The organism is Frederiksenia canicola (assembly GCF_011455495.1).
Classification (GTDB): domain Bacteria; phylum Pseudomonadota; class Gammaproteobacteria; order Enterobacterales; family Pasteurellaceae; genus Frederiksenia; species Frederiksenia canicola.
Window position 1 is genome coordinate 2,013,290 of the sequence record NZ_CP015029.1, and the last position, 16,372, is coordinate 2,029,661.

General features: G+C 41.2%; 17 protein-coding genes. 2 read left to right on the top strand and 15 right to left on the bottom strand.

The genetic code is table 11. The features are described 5' to 3' along the window. Positions 1 to 3 precede the first annotated feature (3 nt). From A4G17_RS09630 to mdh, 8 genes are all read right to left on the bottom strand, one after another. Positions 4 to 633: an MBL fold metallo-hydrolase gene (locus A4G17_RS09630; protein ID WP_123955804.1), complete on the bottom strand. Its 630-nt coding sequence runs from the start codon at positions 631 to 633 to the stop codon at positions 4 to 6. 16 nt (positions 634 to 649) lie between these two features. After that, positions 650 to 1,204 carry a peptidoglycan L,D-endopeptidase MepK gene (mepK, locus tag A4G17_RS09635; protein ID WP_123955803.1) on the bottom strand — a complete coding sequence of 185 codons (555 nt, stop codon included), beginning with the start codon at positions 1,202 to 1,204 and terminating at the stop codon, positions 650 to 652. A 124-nt stretch (positions 1,205 to 1,328) separates the two neighbouring features. Then, positions 1,329 to 2,846, bottom strand: a complete 1,518-nt coding sequence (locus A4G17_RS09640; protein WP_207948580.1) for a L,D-transpeptidase family protein — start codon at positions 2,844 to 2,846, stop codon at positions 1,329 to 1,331. A gap of 91 nt (positions 2,847 to 2,937) precedes the next feature. After that, positions 2,938 to 4,944: a carboxy terminal-processing peptidase gene (gene prc, locus A4G17_RS09645; protein WP_123955801.1), complete on the bottom strand. Its 2,007-nt coding sequence runs from the start codon at positions 4,942 to 4,944 to the stop codon at positions 2,938 to 2,940. 17 nt (positions 4,945 to 4,961) lie between these two features. Continuing rightward, positions 4,962 to 5,486 carry an RNA chaperone ProQ gene (gene proQ, locus A4G17_RS09650; protein WP_123955800.1) on the bottom strand — a complete coding sequence of 175 codons (525 nt, stop codon included), beginning with the start codon at positions 5,484 to 5,486 and terminating at the stop codon, positions 4,962 to 4,964. Positions 5,487 to 5,656: 170 nt separating this feature from the next. Beyond that, positions 5,657 to 6,604: a thioredoxin-disulfide reductase gene (gene trxB / locus A4G17_RS09655; RefSeq protein ID WP_123955799.1), complete on the bottom strand. Its 948-nt coding sequence runs from the start codon at positions 6,602 to 6,604 to the stop codon at positions 5,657 to 5,659. A 127-nt stretch (positions 6,605 to 6,731) separates the two neighbouring features. Next, positions 6,732 to 7,580 carry a co-chaperone YbbN gene (locus A4G17_RS09660; protein WP_123955798.1) on the bottom strand — a complete coding sequence of 283 codons (849 nt, stop codon included), beginning with the start codon at positions 7,578 to 7,580 and terminating at the stop codon, positions 6,732 to 6,734. An 80-nt stretch (positions 7,581 to 7,660) separates the two neighbouring features. Further along, positions 7,661 to 8,605, bottom strand: a complete 945-nt coding sequence (gene mdh / locus A4G17_RS09665; protein WP_123955797.1) for a malate dehydrogenase — start codon at positions 8,603 to 8,605, stop codon at positions 7,661 to 7,663. Positions 8,606 to 8,799: 194 nt separating this feature from the next. Between mdh and argR the strand changes: the two genes are divergently transcribed. Further along, a complete protein-coding gene (argR, locus tag A4G17_RS09670) occupies positions 8,800 to 9,261 on the top strand; it encodes a transcriptional regulator ArgR (RefSeq protein WP_123955796.1) in 462 nt (153 codons plus the stop codon). Further along, positions 9,261 to 10,151 (top strand): TIGR01777 family oxidoreductase, encoded by an 891-nt coding sequence (locus A4G17_RS09675; RefSeq protein ID WP_123955795.1) that lies wholly within the window; start codon positions 9,261 to 9,263, stop codon positions 10,149 to 10,151. The genes argR and A4G17_RS09675 overlap by 1 nt, the downstream gene beginning before the upstream one ends. 33 nt (positions 10,152 to 10,184) lie before the next feature. On the opposite strand, the gene bioB is transcribed toward A4G17_RS09675, so the two are convergent. From bioB to A4G17_RS09710, 7 genes are all read right to left on the bottom strand, one after another. Beyond that, a complete protein-coding gene (gene bioB / locus A4G17_RS09680) occupies positions 10,185 to 11,186 on the bottom strand; it encodes a biotin synthase BioB (RefSeq protein ID WP_123955794.1) in 1,002 nt (333 codons plus the stop codon). A 68-nt stretch (positions 11,187 to 11,254) separates the two neighbouring features. Continuing rightward, positions 11,255 to 12,277 (bottom strand): 23S rRNA pseudouridine(2605) synthase RluB, encoded by a 1,023-nt coding sequence (gene rluB, locus A4G17_RS09685; RefSeq protein ID WP_123955793.1) that lies wholly within the window; start codon positions 12,275 to 12,277, stop codon positions 11,255 to 11,257. A 72-nt stretch (positions 12,278 to 12,349) separates the two neighbouring features. Beyond that, complete coding sequence (locus tag A4G17_RS09690; RefSeq protein ID WP_123955792.1) at positions 12,350 to 12,967, bottom strand: L-threonylcarbamoyladenylate synthase; 618 nt, start codon at positions 12,965 to 12,967, stop codon at positions 12,350 to 12,352. Between the two features lie 128 nt (positions 12,968 to 13,095). Beyond that, positions 13,096 to 14,175 carry a hypothetical protein gene (locus A4G17_RS09695; protein ID WP_123955791.1) on the bottom strand — a complete coding sequence of 360 codons (1,080 nt, stop codon included), beginning with the start codon at positions 14,173 to 14,175 and terminating at the stop codon, positions 13,096 to 13,098. Positions 14,176 to 14,394: 219 nt separating this feature from the next. Beyond that, complete coding sequence (gene murA, locus A4G17_RS09700) at positions 14,395 to 15,669, bottom strand: UDP-N-acetylglucosamine 1-carboxyvinyltransferase (protein ID WP_123955790.1); 1,275 nt, start codon at positions 15,667 to 15,669, stop codon at positions 14,395 to 14,397. 100 nt (positions 15,670 to 15,769) lie between these two features. Further along, entirely contained in the window at positions 15,770 to 16,027 is a 258-nt protein-coding gene (locus A4G17_RS09705) for a BolA family protein (protein WP_123955789.1), read from the bottom strand. Then, positions 16,027 to 16,371: an STAS domain-containing protein gene (locus tag A4G17_RS09710; RefSeq protein ID WP_123955788.1), complete on the bottom strand. Its 345-nt coding sequence runs from the start codon at positions 16,369 to 16,371 to the stop codon at positions 16,027 to 16,029. The genes A4G17_RS09705 and A4G17_RS09710 overlap by 1 nt, the downstream gene beginning before the upstream one ends. Between the last annotated feature and the right edge of the window lies 1 nt (position 16,372).

Here is a 16,372-nt window from a genome sequence, read left to right on the forward strand (position 1 = left end):
CCTTTACTTTAAAAACGGATTAGACATTTTTTCTTGGCCAATCGTTGTATGGGGACCATGACCGCAAACCACAATAAAATCATCTGCTAAATCAAACATTTTTGAACGAATCGTTGTGATTAATTGATCAAAGCTTCCCTGATATAAGTCTGTTCTACCAATGCTGTTTTGGAATAATACATCACCGCTAAAAGTAATCTTATTCTCAAAGTCGAAAAAACCAATATGGCCTGGAGAGTGTCCTGGTAAATGACGAACCGTAAAGTTTAATTGACCGACTTGAATTTGGTCACCTTCATTTAGCCAATGATTGGGTAAAAAGGCTGGGACTTCTGGAAAACCATAACTACGACAAATTTCTGGAAGCTGTTCAAAAAGTGGTTTGTCGGCCTGATGAGATCCAAATACTTCAACACCAAAATGCTGACGTAATTCAGCAACTGCCATTATGTGATCAAGATGACCATGAGTAATCAATAATTTTTTAACATTCAGCCCTTGCCCTTCGACAAACTGAATGATTTTTTGTGCCTCACCACCCGCATCAATAATTGCGGCATCTTTATGCTCATCCCAAATAATTGAACAATTTTGCTGGAATGGTGTGACAGGCACAATTTGCAAATTAAACATCAAATCTTACCGCTTGCTAGCCACGCCATGTACGGACAGGGCCTGTATCAACGTGGATAAAATTACTGCGAGGGTAATAACCAACCCCACCATTACTTAAGCTCTCTGCAGCCATTTTAATACGTGCCAGTGGTACACCTTGGATATTAAAATCAACCGCTTTACCTAAAATGTGGTAGCTATTACTCGCAACACCGCGACTACGACGACGCATTCTGGCATTTGTTTGAGCAGAACGGTATCCACTCAACACTTGAATTTCAGAATTACGCATACCTAACTTCGCTAAAATTCTTGTTAATTTCATAAATAAGTTAGGATCAATCGCTTTAACTTGATTAGTATGACGATCTCGCATTAAGTAGTTCAGTTTTCCAAGATCTTTGGCTGAAAAACGTCCCGTTGCATAACTAGCGGTAAACGCATCGCCAGTGTTAATATTTCTTAATCGTAAAATAAATGGTTTAGGGGTTGATACTGCAGCCTTTACATAATTAGGCAACAAGGTCGCTCCTAATATGATCCCACCTAATGATAGCCATCTGCGGCGTTCTAAATTAGTCTGTTCCATTTGTTATCCTAGAAATAAATCCCCAAAATTATAAGCACTATATTTTGAGCAATTTTAGTTTTTTATAAAATAGAAAAGTTCCTTGTTCCTTAAATAAAAAGGGAGAATTTTTTTATTCTGTGAATTAGATCACGTTTTTAACTTGATCCCAATCAATTCGCACCTTTGGCAAATTCGTGTCAAAACGATAAATATCCGGTAATGAATGAATCTTTCCATTTTCAACCCATGCCGTAACGTAGTAAAGATAAACTGGATTATCTGAGCGAATTTGAGCCGATGTGGTTTTCTTACTCGCCAATACACTTTTTTTACGTTGTTCTGACCAACCAGCTTCTTTAAGTAATAAAGTTGCTAGTTCATCTGATTTCGCTACACGAACACAACCAGAACTTAACGCTCTATTTGTTTTGCTGAATAAGCCACGATTTGGTGTGTCGTGTAAATAAATAGCGTCTGAACTCGGCATATTAAATTTGTAACGTCCTAATGCACTATCATCACCGGCTTTTTGGCGAATATGATAAGGAAAATTTTTATTTGGGTTATCATAAGCGGCCCAGTTAATGCTATATGGATCTACTTTTCGACCTGCAGAGTCAATAATTTCATAGCTATGCGAATTTGCATAACTTGGATCACGACGCATTTTAGGAACAAGATCTTTATTCTTAATCGTTGGAGGAACGTTCCAAGGTGGATTGACAACAACATTGCTTAATTTACTAAACATTACGGGTGTCCGTCTTTCATTTCGTCCAACGATCACTTTTGATTGAAGAACTAATTCTCCATCACGAAAATAGTACAGTTGATAACTTGGTATATTCACGAAAATCCCATTGTTAAAACTTGGAATAATTCGTAATCTCTGTGCATTTAACGCCAATTTTTGGAAGGAAACTGGAGCATTATCTGACTTACTTTTACCTGATTTTGCTTTCTGAGACTTTTGTCCTGATTGTTCAATCTCACTAGTCGGTGACATTGTAAACAGCATATTTGCCATTTCTTGATAAATATGGTTTTTCGGAATCAGGGTATCAATAAACTGATGGGTTGTATGATTATTAATGGCAAACACCCACTGCTCGATACTATTTTCATCTGGTGATTTTGGTTTATAGCTACCTAATTTATATAACCATTGATTAGCCGACTGGCTAACCCCCTTGTTGTAATATAAATAGTCTAAAAAGCTATCTGTCAGTAAAATATCACGAGCAACGCTTTCTGGTGTATTTAAAATCTGCTGTAAAGCATTTGCAGATTTCGCTGATACACCACTTGCTGCAAATAACGCATATTCTTTGAGAAAAAGTTTTGTTGTACTTGCATCTTGCCAAATCGGTTTAAAATCCAATTTTGAATAAACATTTGCCGTTGCTTGCAAAAGTTGTAGGGAGTTCTCACCAACTTCTTGTAAGATTCGTTGCTGAGCTTGCTGTAACGTTTCTGCAGCAATACGTTTTTCTTCTTCAACTCTTAGGCGTTCTTCCGCTTGTTTAGCTAATTCCGCTGCCCGTTCTTGTTGTAATTCAAAACTTAGCTGAGGCAACACATTATCCTGAGTACTCATTTGAGTCTCTGCCACCGCAAAGCTAGCCGACATAACTAAAGGCAAGGTAAATAATTTCTTCATTGTGTTCATTCAAGTTCCAAGTAAAATTTTTCATAAAACTGACCGCTTGTAGCCAACAAGCGGTCTAAAAATTGTGCATTATAAATGATTTTTATCGTTTATCCATGACTAACCAATCGGCCATCATATTTTCTGCTTCTTTCAAAAAGAAATCTGGACCTTCATAATCTTTCGGTAAAGCATCGAGATTCTTTAATGGCTTTTTGCCCTCACGTTTAAAACGAGCATTGAGATCTTTCAACCGTTTTGCTTCTGCTTCTTGATGCTCTTTTTTACGTTCTTCAAGATTTAACGATGTGTATTTACGTTTATCAAGCTCATTACGGATCGCAATATCTTCATTAAGCGTAATAAATTCTGGTTCATTCGCAATCCGCTCTTGATGTTTTTTCGCTAACACTGCAACCGCTTTGCGAGCATTACCAACTTCAACATAAGGTGCAGCTGGGATTTTATCCCATGGCAAGGCATTGTCCTCAAAGCCCTCACCATTTTTTTCCGCATTGATGATTTCAGGGAAGCGAATATCGGCTTCAACCCCTTTGAGCTGAGTACTTCCACCATTAATTCGATAGAATTTCTGAATGGTATATTGAATGAAGCCAAGTGGGCTTGAATCTAGATCGTACACAAAATTCAATGAACGGCTTTGCTGCACAGTCCCTTTACCAAAGGTTTGTTGCCCAACAATAATCGCTCGATTGTAATCTTGCATTGCCGCAGCAAAAATCTCAGAAGCTGATGCACTATAGCGATTAATCATCACCATAATGTCACCATCATATTCAACCTTGTTGTCAGGATCTTCATGAACTTTAATGCGGTTAAATGCATCACGCACTTGTACCACAGGCCCATCTTTAATGAAAAGCCCTGTCAATTCCACAACTTCCGTCAAGGATCCGCCACCATTATCACGTAAATCAATAATTAACCCATCTGCTTTTTTCTCTTTCATCTGGGTTAATAACTTACGAACATCCGCAGTTAAGCCAATATAGAATGTCGAAATTTTAATGACGGCAATATTTTTACCATTAACCTTATCAAAAGTTAGCTTCGCAGCACTGTCTTCTAAGCGAATTTTATCGCGAACCAACGTCACTACTTTATTTTTGCCTGCTTTAGCTGGTTCTATTTCAAGATAAACTTTGGAGCCTTTTTTGCCTTTGATTTTATCGACAACATCATCTAAACGCCAACCAACAACATCTTCAATTTTATCTGCTGACTGACCTACCCCCACAATTTTATCGCCTGCAGCCAGTCTTTTGCTTAATGCCGCTGGAGCTCCAGGCACTAAAGACTTAATTTTGGTGACATCATCTTCCATTTCCAATGTCGCACCAATCCCTTCTAAAGACAAATTCATACTCTCTTGGAAGCGTTGAGCGGAGCGTGGAGATAAATAGCTAGTGTGAGGATCAATTTCACGTGAAAAGGCGTTGAGATAAGTTTGTAAAATATCATCCGCCTTGTTTTGGGTTAAACGACGAATCGCTAAATTGTAGCGCTTCACCAATGTTTTTTTAATTTCAGGCCATTTTTTATCTTTCAGATAAAGATTGATAACATCGTTTTTCACACGTTGTTGCCACAACTCATCCGCTTCAGCAATCGTCTTTGGAAACGGGGCTTTCTCACGATCATTTTCAATTTGATCATTGCTTTTTAAATCAGGCTCTTTATCTAATAACGATAACGCATATTTATAGCGTTCATAACGACGTTTGGTCATCAAATCGTAGATTTCAAAAGCAATATCCAACTTACCTTCATAGAGTTGCTCGTCTAACTTGGTCGCATACTTTTCTCGCATCTCATCAATATCTGATTGCAAAAAGGTATTGTGAGCTCCATCCAACCAATCAATATAACGATTGAAGATCTTCTCAGAGAATGTGTCGTCCAATGTAAACTTATGATAATGGGATTGAGTTAAACGTGCCGTTACCCGTTTAGTTGAAAGGGCGTGATTTTCTGCGGGTGTTGGAATGACCAACTCACTTTCTTTCAAGGTTGGCTCAACGGCAAAATTATGTCCAGCAAAGGCTGCTAGACATAAGCCAACCACGGCTTTAAGTTTGTAATATTGCATTGCAATTTGACCGTTTGTTAGTGTTTGCTAAATTTACTTTCGAGTGCGGCTAAGCTTTCCAATGAGGCTTTTGCAGGCTCTTTTTTTGTTCTCATTTCTGCACGTTTTTTTGCATTTGCTTCTTTAGCTTGTTGTTTAAAGAATTCTTTACGCTGTTCTTTCCGTTGCTGTGCTTTTTTCTCTGCAAATGCTGCTTTCGCTTGTTCGAGTGTCTGTGTTGCGTGTTCAGCTTGGGTGGCATCTACCACGCCAGCTTCTTCACCTTGTAACCCTACGCGAATCGCGCCTTCTTTACAGCCATGTAAATAACGCCAATTTGAGGTATAAGCACGAAGTACTTGACGGAGTTGAGTTTTGCTGATTTTTTCATCACCTGCAACCGCATCAGCAAGTTCTTGAAATAAGCCAATTTTGAGTGGTTTAGCTTCACCTTCAAGGGAGAAACAGAGTGGAAATTTTTCGGCTAAATACGCAATCGCCTCTTTAATAGACAGGGTTGGTTTTGAGTTATGTGCTTCTAATTCAGCAACTTGTTCAGACATAATGTTTTCCATTGATAAAGGTTCACAAAAACGGGGAATACTATATTTTATTTCTGCTCTTCCGTCCATTATTTCACAAGGAAGTTCCCAAAGATTTGCAAAAATTTGCAAGGAAGTGACCGCTTGTAAATTTGAACCCTGCCTCACAAATAGAAGCAAGGCGATACATTTTATTGGCTATCTAAAAAACGTTCTGCGTCCAGTGCTGCCATACAGCCCGTACCTGCAGAAGTGATCGCTTGGCGGTAGTTGTGGTCCATCACATCCCCTGCGGCAAACACGCCTTCGACGCTGGTAGCGGTGGCATTGCCCTCTAAACCCGATCTGACCACAATGTAACCGTTATTTAATTCAAGCTGATCTTTAAACATCTCAGTATTCGGTGCATGGCCGATTGCCACAAACACACCGTCTAAAGTTAGCGTTTCTGGCTGTTCTGTTTTGGTACATTTAATTCGTACACCTGTTACGCCTGAGTTGTCGCCCAACACTTCATCTAACACCGCATTCAAATGGAGAACGATTTTGCCTTCTTCGACTTTTTTCATTAAACGGTCGATTAAAATTTTTTCGCTGCGGAAAGTATCACGACGGTGAATTAAATGTACTTGACTGGCCACATTTGATAGATATAAGGCTTCTTCAACGGCAGTGTTGCCACCTCCAATTACCGCAACGGGTTTATTACGATAGAAAAAGCCGTCGCAAGTCGCACAAGCGGAAACGCCACGCCCTTTGAATGCTTCTTCGGACGGTAAGCCTAGATATTTTGCCGATGCTCCTGTTGCAATAATTAATGCATCGCAGGTGAAGGTGTTGAAATCGCCGTTTAAGGTAAATGGGCGTTTAGATAAATCCACGCTATGAATATGGTCGAAAATAATCTCAGTGTTGAATTTCTCAGCGTGTTTTTGCATTTTGCTCATCAATTCTGAACCCGTAATATCGCCAAATTCCCCCGGCCAGTTCTCAATTTCACTAGTGGTAGTAAGCTGCCCGCCCTGCTGCATTCCTGTGACTAACACAGGGCTTAAATTTGCTCTCGCTGCATAAACTGCTGCCGTATAGCCCGCAGGGCCTGAGCCTAAAATCAATAATTTTGCGTGTTTTGTTGTCATTTTTTTCTCCAAATAAATCTTAAGTGGTTTTGCCCCACCATTTGCAAATTTTTTCCAAAATCTTACCGCTTGTAATGTTTAGGTGGCTCAAAGCTCAACCTACAAATTTCCCGCTGAAAAGAGGGATTTAATACAATAATGAATAAAGCTGTCGGCGATATTTCGCCACCAGCGGATCAGCATTCCCCATTGCAGATAAGATCGCTAAAAATTGTGCTTTAATTTCGCCATTGCCTGCAGTGAGATCTTTGCGAAGCCATTCCATCAATAACTCTAACGCTTGTTCGTTGCGTTTGACTTGGTGTAGCTGGTTCGCGAGTTTCACCGCAATCTCTGGGGTTGGATTTTTGCCGTATTCCACTTGCAGTTGCTGAATTTCGGGAGAATCTGCCGCTTGTTCTAATAAACTAATTTGATCCTGTAAACCTTGCCAGCGGCTATCCCGATCTTGTATTGGGATCTGGGCTAAAATCGCCTTGGCAGGTTCCACATCTTTCATTGCGATGTAAGTCTCAGCATAAAGCAATCCAAAATCACTGTTTTTCTTATCGGTTAGCTCCCACGCTTTTTTCAGCAGTGGTAACGCCATTTCATAATTCTCGGCTTCAAGCAACTCAAGTGCTTGGGCGAATTGTAGTTCTTCTTCCTTCGGCAAAATATTGCTCAAGCGAATACGAAGTTCTTGCTCCGAAATCACACCTGAAATGGCATCAACAGGCTGACCATTTGCAAAAAAATAACTGGTTGGCAACCCTTGCACTCGGAATTGTGCTGCAATCATTGGCTGCTCATCACAATTGACAATCGCTAATAGAAATTGCTTGGAAAATTCATCCGATAAACGCCGTAGCATCGCTTCCATTTCAATCGAACGAGGCTCGGCTGGCGACATAAAATGAAACACCACAGGCACTTCGGCTGTGGCGTTGATTATCTCGCTAAAGTTTTGTTCGTTAACATTAATTATATAATCCATAATTTCCTACCATAGACAAAGCCGAAAACAGGGCGTTTTCGGCTTTGTATAATGACGATTTATTAACGGAAATTCAAGGTTTAGCCGTTAATGAATTTCTCACCAAGTTCAATATCTGCTTTTAAAGTTGGGATCATTGCTTCAATGGCGGCTTGTTCATAAGCACTTAATTCACCAATTGGCAATAACTCTTCCACACCGTTACGACCTAAACGAACTGGTTGTGCAAAGAAACGGGCATATTTGCCATCACCTTCTACATAGGCATATTCAACGGTATTTTCGCCGGTTAAGCCTTTGAGTACAGAACGTGCAAAACGTGCTGCGGCTTGTGCCATTGAAAGCGTTGCTGATCCGCCACCTGCTTTCGCCTCAACCACTTCGGTACCTGCATTTTGGATGCGTTTTGTTAAAGAAGCTACTTCTTCATCAGTAAAGGCAATACGCTCTTCTTCATAGGCTTGAGAAAGCAATGGAAGAATAGTTACACCAGAGTGTCCACCAATCACAGGGACTTTAATCTTATTAACGTCTTTGCCTTTTAGCTCTGCCACAAAAGTTTCTGAACGTAACACGTCTAATGAAGTCACACCAAATAATTTACGTGGATCATACACGCCCGCTTTTTTCAACACTTCTGCCGCAATTGCAACGGTAGTATTGACTGGGTTAGTGATGATACCCACACATGCTTTCGGGCAAACGACTGCCACTTTTTCAATTAAGTTACGTACAATGCCCGCATTGATGTTAAATAAGTCAGAGCGATCCATACCAGGTTTACGAGCAACACCTGCTGAAATCAATACTAAGTCAGCACCTTCAAGGGCTGGAGAGGGATCTTCACCACTAAAACCAACCGCTTTTACCGCCGTTGGAATATGACTCACATCAACAGCAACGCCTGGTGTAACCGGTGCAATATCATATAACGCTAAATTTGTCCCTGCAGGAAGTTGTAATTTGAGGAGTAACGCTAATGCTTGACCGATACCACCTGCTGCACCTAATACTGCAACTTTCATAAGATTCTCCTATTAGTAGATAAATTGAAACAAAATTAGTCTATGCAAATTTAAGTCAAGATTCAAACAGCAAAGTTCAATTTTGAGATCCACCGCAAATTTTTATAAAAAAAATCGCTTTCGATTTGCATTTCTTGCATAAATAAGCAAAAATTTCGCATAGATTTTAACAAATTTGCATAAAAGGAAACCGTGTGGAAAAGTTTGATTCCCTTAATGATGCCTTTAAAGCTCTTCTCAAAGAAGAAAAATTCAGCTCCCAAAGTGAGATTGTTACCGCACTACAAGACATGGGATTTGAACACATTAATCAATCCAAAGTTTCCCGAATGTTATCCAAATTCGGGGCGGTTCGTACTCGTAATACGAAAATGGAAATGGTTTATCAACTGCCCGCGGAACTCAGTGTGCCAACCACGTCTAGCCCACTGAAAAATTTAGTGACTGATATTGATCACAACCACATGTTAATTGTGGTTAAAACCAGCCCAGGTGCTGCCCAACTGATTGCTCGCTTACTGGATTCTATGGGTAAAGCAGAAGGCATTCTCGGTACTATTGCCGGAGATGATACCATTTTTATCACCCCTACTTTAGGGACACCGATTGAATCATTAATTGAAAACATTACTGATCTCTTTGAGGCATCTATCTAATGAAGATTTTTATCACTGGCGGTACAGGTTTTATTGGTACAGCCTTGTGCAAAGCACTTGTTGCGGAAGGTCATCAGCTCACCGTGCTTAGCCGACAGTCTAGAACGGATACACAAGCGGTCAGATTCGTGAAAAATTTTGCAAATCTTGATGGTATTGATGCCGTTATCAATCTTGCAGGCGAACCGATTTTTGACAAACGCTGGACAGCATTACAAAAGCAAAAACTGCTCAACAGCCGAGTGGAATTAACTCAAAAAATTGCGACCTTGATTCGCCAAAGTGATCATCCGCCACACGTACTCATTTCAGGTTCTGCGACGGGCTATTATGGCGATTTGCCTCAAGTTGCAAAAAAAGCGGATGAACTGACCGCTTGTGGCACCGCTTTCCCAGCTCAACTGTGCCAACAGTGGGAAAGTGCGGCATTTTCCGCCCAAAGTGAACGAACTCGGGTATGTGTTATCCGTACAGGGCTAGTGCTCAATGAACAAGGCGGAGCACTAAAACAGATGCTACCACTTTATCGTTTAGGGCTTGGTGGGAAATTGGGCAGTGGACAACAGCATTGGGCTTGGATTTCGCTAGAAGATCACATTCGAGCCACTCTTTTTTTACTAAATCATTCTAATAGTCGTGGAGCATATAATCTCGTTGCCCCAGAGCCTGCTCAAAATGGGCAATTCAATCAGGTCTTGGCAAAAAGTCTGAATCGACCAGCCTTTTTCAAGGTTCCTGCATTTGTATTAAAACTTGCCTTAGGCGAACGTTCACAACTTTTACTTGATAACCAGCCGCTTGTTCCAGCTAGACTACTCAGAGAAGGTTTTGAGTTTCACTATCAAACAATCCAAAGCTACTTTTCCAAGAAAAATAATAAAGCCTTGTAGAACAATCAACAAGGCTTTGAGCGTCATCTAAATTTACTCTGAATAGGTCAGTGGATAGAGATCAAGTTTTGCCATTAACAATTGATCGTGATCTTCTTCTGGGTTTTCGGTGGTGAGTAGTTTATCACCATAGAAAATCGAGTTTGCTCCCGCCATAAAACATAGGGCTTGCATTGCTTCAGGCATTTCACCCCGACCTGCTGACAAACGCACATAGCTGTTTGGCATTGTGATGCGTGCCACGGCAATGGTACGGACAAACTCGGTCCAATCCAAATCTTCTGCATGCTCAAGAGGCGTACCTGCCACTTTCACCAGCTGGTTGATTGGCACACTTTCTGGTTGCGGATCGAGATTAGCAAGACTCGCAATCAGCCCCGCACGCTCTGGGCGAGTTTCATTCATTCCGACAATACCGCCACAGCAGACCTTCAGCCCTGCATTACGAACTTTGCCAAGGGTATCCATTCGATCATCGTGGCTACGAGTATGAATAATTTTATCGTAGCGATCAGGATCAGTATCTAAATTATGGTTGTAATAATCCAGCCCCGCTTGTTTCAAATCTTCTGCCATTCCTTCTTCTAACATCCCAAACGTGCCGCAAGTTTCTAAACCGAGATCTTTCACCGCTGAAATAATTTTAGTAACAGATTCAATATCTTTCGGCTTCGGCCCACGCCATGCTGCCCCCATACAAAAACGGCTGGCACCACGGGATTTAGCAATGCGGGCTTTTTCGAGAATTTCTTCCACATCCAACATCGTTTGGCGTTCCAACCCTGTATCATAGCGGGCGGATTGCGGGCAATATTCGCAATCTTCAGGACAACCGCCTGTTTTAATTGAAAGTAACGTCGAGAGCTGAATTTCTTGCGGATTAAAATATTCCCGATGTACTTTTGCGGCTTTGAATACCAATTCCATAAACGGCATTTCAAACAGCTCTTCCACTTGGCATTTTCGCCAGTATTGTGCTGTTGGATGGGGTGTCAATTCATTTTTGGCTTTTAAACGCAGATTGAATGTGGTCATTTTTTCTCCTTTAAAATTTCCAAACAAAAAATATCCTCCTTGAGAAAAGGAGGATATAGGGAGTATGGCTAAATCTTACGATATTTCGTGTGTTGTTTCACCGCTTTACGAATTTGACGGGCACTGGTACGACGACGATTTTTGGTCACATCAACTTTCGTTTCCGTTTCCGCAGGCAAGCCCACTAACTCACGCAGGTAGTTCACCTGTTCTAAGCCCATCTCCTCCCAACCGCCACGTGGCAAGCTTTTCTCTAATTTGATGTTGCCGTAGCGAATACGAATTAAGCGGCTAACCTGAATGCCTTGGCTCTCCCATAGACGACGTACTTCACGGTTACGCCCTTCAGTTAAAGTAACATCAAACCACTGGTTCAGTCCTGTTCCGCCAACGGTTTTGATCTGTTTGAAATTAGCAGGACCATCTTCCAACTGTACGCCTTTACGCAAGCGTTGTAACATGGCTTCATCGACTTCACCAAAGACTCGCACGGAATATTCACGTTCCACTTCACGACTTGGGTGCATCAAGCGGTTAGCCAGTTCACCATCGGTAGTAAACAACAATAAGCCAGAGGTGTTGATATCCAAACGCCCTACAGCAATCCAACGAGCCCCCGTCAAACGTGGCAAGCGATCAAAAACCGTCGCACGCCCTTCTGGGTCAGATCGGGTGCAAAGTTCGCCTTCGGGTTTGTAATACATCAGCACACGACAGATCTCTTTCTGAGCTGGGGTGAGACTGACAAGATGCCCATCAATACGAATTTTAGTACTTGAGCTCACCACCACTCGATCGCCCAAGGTTGCCATTTTGCCATCTACGCTGACACGTCCTGCGGCAATCACCGCTTCGATTTCACGACGCGAACCTTGCCCCGCACGAGCAAGAATTTTTTGCAGTTTTTCACCGATCACTTTTTCACTTTTTTTGCTCTCGTCGGCAGCACAAGCGGTTGGATTTTGTGTTTTTTTTGCCATTTTTAGACGTGCATTCATACTCGGTTGCGAGCGTGATGAACGACTTGCTTTTGGTAAATCTTGGCGAGAATCTGACCGCTTGTTGTCGGTCGGTTTACGAAATGTGTTCATTAAAGTTCCTTTGTTGTCGCTTTCACAAGCGTCGTTAAGCATAAGTTCCCCCACTCTTGTGGGCAGAATGTGTTAGTTAAACGGCGTTGGATCACCCGATCCAACACGAATAATTACAGGGCTGTCTTGGGTGAGGTCAATCACCGTAGTTGGCGATTGCCCTAAATAACCGCCGTGGATAATTAAATCGACCTGATGCTCGAGATAATCGCGGATCACATCGGGGTCCGATTGGGTAATCTCTTCATTCGGTAACATCAGCGAGCAAGAGAGAATGGGTTCGCCCAGTGCAGCAATCAATGCAAGTGCGATGTTATTGTCTGGTACACGAATACCGATAGTTTTGCGTTTGGTCAGCAAACGGCGTGGCACATCTTTAGTTGCGGGTAAAATAAACGTATAAGGATTTGGCACGTTGTTTTTGATCAATCGATAAGATTGATTCGTCACTAATGCATAAGTGGAGAGTTCGGAAAGATCGCTACATACGAGTGTAAAGTTATGATTTTCAGGCAATCGACGAATCGTAACAATTCGATCCATTGCTTGTTTTTCGCCCAACCCGCAGCCTAATGCATAACCAGAATCCGTTGGATAGACAATCACCCCACCTTTCTTAATGATATCCACTGCTTGATTGATTAAACGACTTTGTGGATTCTCTGGATGAATATAAAAAAACTGGCTCATAACGTAACTTTTCCTCTTCCCAAAACGGCGAGATTATACGCTGTTTAGTCAAAAAGCGGTAGGATTTAGCCCAAATTTTGCAAACTCAAACAAAAAACGGAAAGCGATGCTTTCCGTTTTGGAAGAGATTATTGTTTCTCCGCTCCGATAACCCCCCAATAAAGGTCATTACCACCTTTACCGACTAAGACTTTATTCTCTGTGCCATCTGTTGCGTTGATAAAGTGAATATTCAATAAACCTTTATTCCCCTTATTAATATCTCCTACGAAGTTATCTAGCCATCCCGTTGAAGTAAGTTCCAATTCTCTTGGATTTTCTTTTGATTGCACATCAAACATTTTATAGCCATCACGGCTATTGATTACCCCTTTTGCCACACCATTTTCATAAGTAAGTTCAACTTTAGAAGGTGTATTTACATTCGGAAGCCCAAGCGTTTGATACCAAAACTCTCCTTTGTAATTTGCTGTCAATTGGCTTAAATTGCCCTTATTTTCACTCGCTAAGTGATAGCCATAAACTAAGTGACTATCGACTCTTTTCATATCTACGCTATCACGATAAAAACCATAATAGGCATTATCATCAAGTAGGTAAAAGCGGTAATTGATATCATCATCGACATTATGACCCGCTTTTAACTTTATCGTCGCGGTTTTCTTTTCAATAATATTGGGATCTTCATCTGCACTTGCTTTAGGATTTTCGATTAAATAAAGAACTGGTACAGCATCTTTGCTATGCTGCCAACTGCCTGACCACATATCTTTATCTGTTACTGATTTATCCATAACATCCAATGTAATCAATTCTGATTTCTTAGATGACTCCTTTTCCACCATAGGGAGATTATCGATAGGCTTGATTTCAACAATAGGTTGCTCTGCTGGCTTATTTCCTGCAATAGGCTGCTCAGAGGAACTATTATTAGATACTTTTGGATGTTCTATAGACTGACTTTCCACAATCGGTTTTTCATCTAACTGATTTTGCTCAGTAGGCTGATCTACATTTTTAGCTGCTTCAGATACTGAATTATTATTTTCAGGCAAGCCTTGGGGAACTACCTGTTTGTTGTCCATACTTTTCATTGTCTCAGTTGGCGCTGGTGCTGACGAGTGGTTTGCTCCGCCACCACCTCCACCACAAGCTGTCAATAAGGCAGACACGGCGACAATAGGTAGAACATAAGGGATTTTTTTCATTGAGTCTCCTTTTAATCAATACAATTCACCTATTATATTTAGGCGATAAGTTAATCTTGATGTAGTGTTTCTTTATAATAATGTGATTCAAATTTATGATATAAATTCTGTATTCATCATACCCTAATTCGAGTAAATTAAAGTCAGAAGAAATAAAAAACGGTCTCTTTGAGGCAAGCTTGCGTCAAAAAAGACCGCTTAAAGCTGACAATTCAGTGATTACTCCGCAAACGGGGCATTAAATCGCTCAATTCTTGCCCCTAACTTTTGTAACTTCGTTTCAATATTTTCATAACCACGATCAATATGATAAATACGGTCAACAATCGTTTCACCGTTAGCAATACATCCCGCTAGAACTAAGCTAATCGAAGCACGTAAATCCGTTGCCATGACCTCAGCACCTGAAAGCGTATCAACCCCATAACAAATTGCAGTATTACCTTCTATTTCCGCTTTTGCTCCCATTCGAATCAACTCTGGAATATGCATAAAACGGTTCTCAAAAATTGTCTCTGTTATTTTACTTGTACCGTTGGCAATCGCATTCAGTAAGGTAAATTGTGCTTGCATATCCGTCGGAAACCCTGGGTGAGGCATCGTGCGAATATTCACCGCTTTTGGACGATTACCTAACGAATCTAACGTAATCGTATTCTCTGTGACATCGACTTGCATACCTGCCTCACGCAATTTTTCAATCACCGCATCAAGGGTATCCGCTTTAGTACCTCGACAAGTAATCCGCCCACCAGAAATAGCGGCAGCAACTAAAAATGTCCCTGTCTCAATGCGATCGGGCACAATATGGTGCTCACAGCCCCCTAAACGTTCAACGCCCTCAATCGTAATCATATCAGAGCCCGCACCACTAATTTTTGCCCCCATTTTATTCAGGAAAATAGCAGTATCTACCACCTCTGGTTCACGGGCCGCGTTTTCAATAATCGTTGTGCCTTTTGCTAACGTCGCGGCCATCATCACTGACAGAGTTGCCCCGACACTAACCTTATCCATCAAAACTCTTGCACCATTTAAACGACCGCTGACTTCCGCTTTGACATAGCCTTCATCAAGAGTGATGTTCGCTCCCATTTTTTCCAAACCAGCAATGTGCATATCGACAGGACGAGCACCAATCGTACAGCCCCCAGGCAACGAAACTTGCCCTTGGTGGAAACGCGTGAGTAACGGAGCCAACGCCCAAATAGACGCCCGCATGGTTTTGACTAATTCATAAGGAGCAATATAGTGATCGATTTTGCTTGCATCAATGTGTACTGTGCCTTGTTCATCACGTTCAACAACAACGCCCAATTTACGCAAGATTTTGAAAGTCGTATCTACATCTTTTAACTTTGGCACATTGGTTAAAACTACAGGCTCTTCAGCCAAAATAGCGGCAAAAAGAATAGGTAAGGCCGCATTTTTTGCCCCTGAAATATCAACGGTACCACTCAAGGTGAAAGGACCGTGAACACGAAATTTTTCCATTAGGATTCCTTTTTTATCCATCAGATTAGGACGATTTCAGCTTCGCCCCGACATACAAAAAGCCACTACAAGCGGTGGCTTTCGACTGAAATTTTGCAAATTAACTTGCCATATTTAGCAAGCGTTCTCTTTTCCACTGTTCAGTGGTAAAGGTTTTAATCGTTAAGGCATGAATAGCGTTTGTTGCGAAAAGGTCAGTAAGTGGTGCATAGATCATTTGCTGCTGCTTAACTTTTGATAAGGAAGCAAATACATCGCTTACCGCAATCACGCCATAGTGCGATCCATCACCTTGAACGTGTACTTCATCTAGTTCTAACGCATTTTTTAAGATGTCTTCGATTTGTTTTGGGTCCATTATTTTAGTTTCTCACAATATAAAAAAGGGCGGAGCCACTCATCTAAGTCAAATAGCTCAGCAAGTTTTTTGATTGAATTTGGTGCGTTCATTATACCGTTTGTATTCTGTTTTTGGTAATGATTCAGCATTTCTGCTAACAAGGTAAAGCCCGCAGAATCGATCTGATTTAATGACTCCAAATTCCAATAAATATGTTGATTCGGTTTCGGTGATAAAAAAGAAGCACGTTGCTGCCAAAGCGGAAGCAACGTGTCACGAGTTAAATCCCCGAATAAGCGAATCATCACACTTTCACTATTTTGCTGGATATTCCATTCAAGTGGCGTAACAACTTTGCTCATT

Excerpts from the sequence above, each read along its gene's own strand:
- trxB (WP_123955799.1), bottom strand. The coding sequence starts at position 6,604 with ATGACAACAAAACACGCAAAATTATTGATTTTAGGCTCAGGCCCTGCG.
- A4G17_RS09630 (WP_123955804.1), bottom strand. The coding sequence starts at position 633 with ATGTTTAATTTGCAAATTGTGCCTGTCACACCATTCCAGCAAAATTGT.
- prc (WP_123955801.1), bottom strand. The coding sequence starts at position 4,944 with ATGCAATATTACAAACTTAAAGCCGTGGTTGGCTTATGTCTAGCAGCC.
- A4G17_RS09695 (WP_123955791.1), bottom strand. The coding sequence starts at position 14,175 with ATGAAAAAAATCCCTTATGTTCTACCTATTGTCGCCGTGTCTGCCTTA.
- A4G17_RS09675 (WP_123955795.1), top strand. The coding sequence starts at position 9,261 with ATGAAGATTTTTATCACTGGCGGTACAGGTTTTATTGGTACAGCCTTG.
- mdh (WP_123955797.1), bottom strand. The coding sequence starts at position 8,605 with ATGAAAGTTGCAGTATTAGGTGCAGCAGGTGGTATCGGTCAAGCATTA.
- mepK (WP_123955803.1), bottom strand. The coding sequence starts at position 1,204 with ATGGAACAGACTAATTTAGAACGCCGCAGATGGCTATCATTAGGTGGG.
- A4G17_RS09660 (WP_123955798.1), bottom strand. The coding sequence starts at position 7,580 with ATGGATTATATAATTAATGTTAACGAACAAAACTTTAGCGAGATAATC.
- A4G17_RS09710 (WP_123955788.1), bottom strand. The coding sequence starts at position 16,371 with ATGAGCAAAGTTGTTACGCCACTTGAATGGAATATCCAGCAAAATAGT.
- rluB (WP_123955793.1), bottom strand. The coding sequence starts at position 12,277 with ATGAACACATTTCGTAAACCGACCGACAACAAGCGGTCAGATTCTCGC.
- murA (WP_123955790.1), bottom strand. The coding sequence starts at position 15,669 with ATGGAAAAATTTCGTGTTCACGGTCCTTTCACCTTGAGTGGTACCGTT.
- A4G17_RS09690 (WP_123955792.1), bottom strand. The coding sequence starts at position 12,967 with ATGAGCCAGTTTTTTTATATTCATCCAGAGAATCCACAAAGTCGTTTA.
- proQ (WP_123955800.1), bottom strand. The coding sequence starts at position 5,486 with ATGTCTGAACAAGTTGCTGAATTAGAAGCACATAACTCAAAACCAACC.
- A4G17_RS09705 (WP_123955789.1), bottom strand. The coding sequence starts at position 16,027 with ATGGACCCAAAACAAATCGAAGACATCTTAAAAAATGCGTTAGAACTA.
- bioB (WP_123955794.1), bottom strand. The coding sequence starts at position 11,186 with ATGACCACATTCAATCTGCGTTTAAAAGCCAAAAATGAATTGACACCC.
- A4G17_RS09640 (WP_207948580.1), bottom strand. The coding sequence starts at position 2,846 with ATGAAGAAATTATTTACCTTGCCTTTAGTTATGTCGGCTAGCTTTGCG.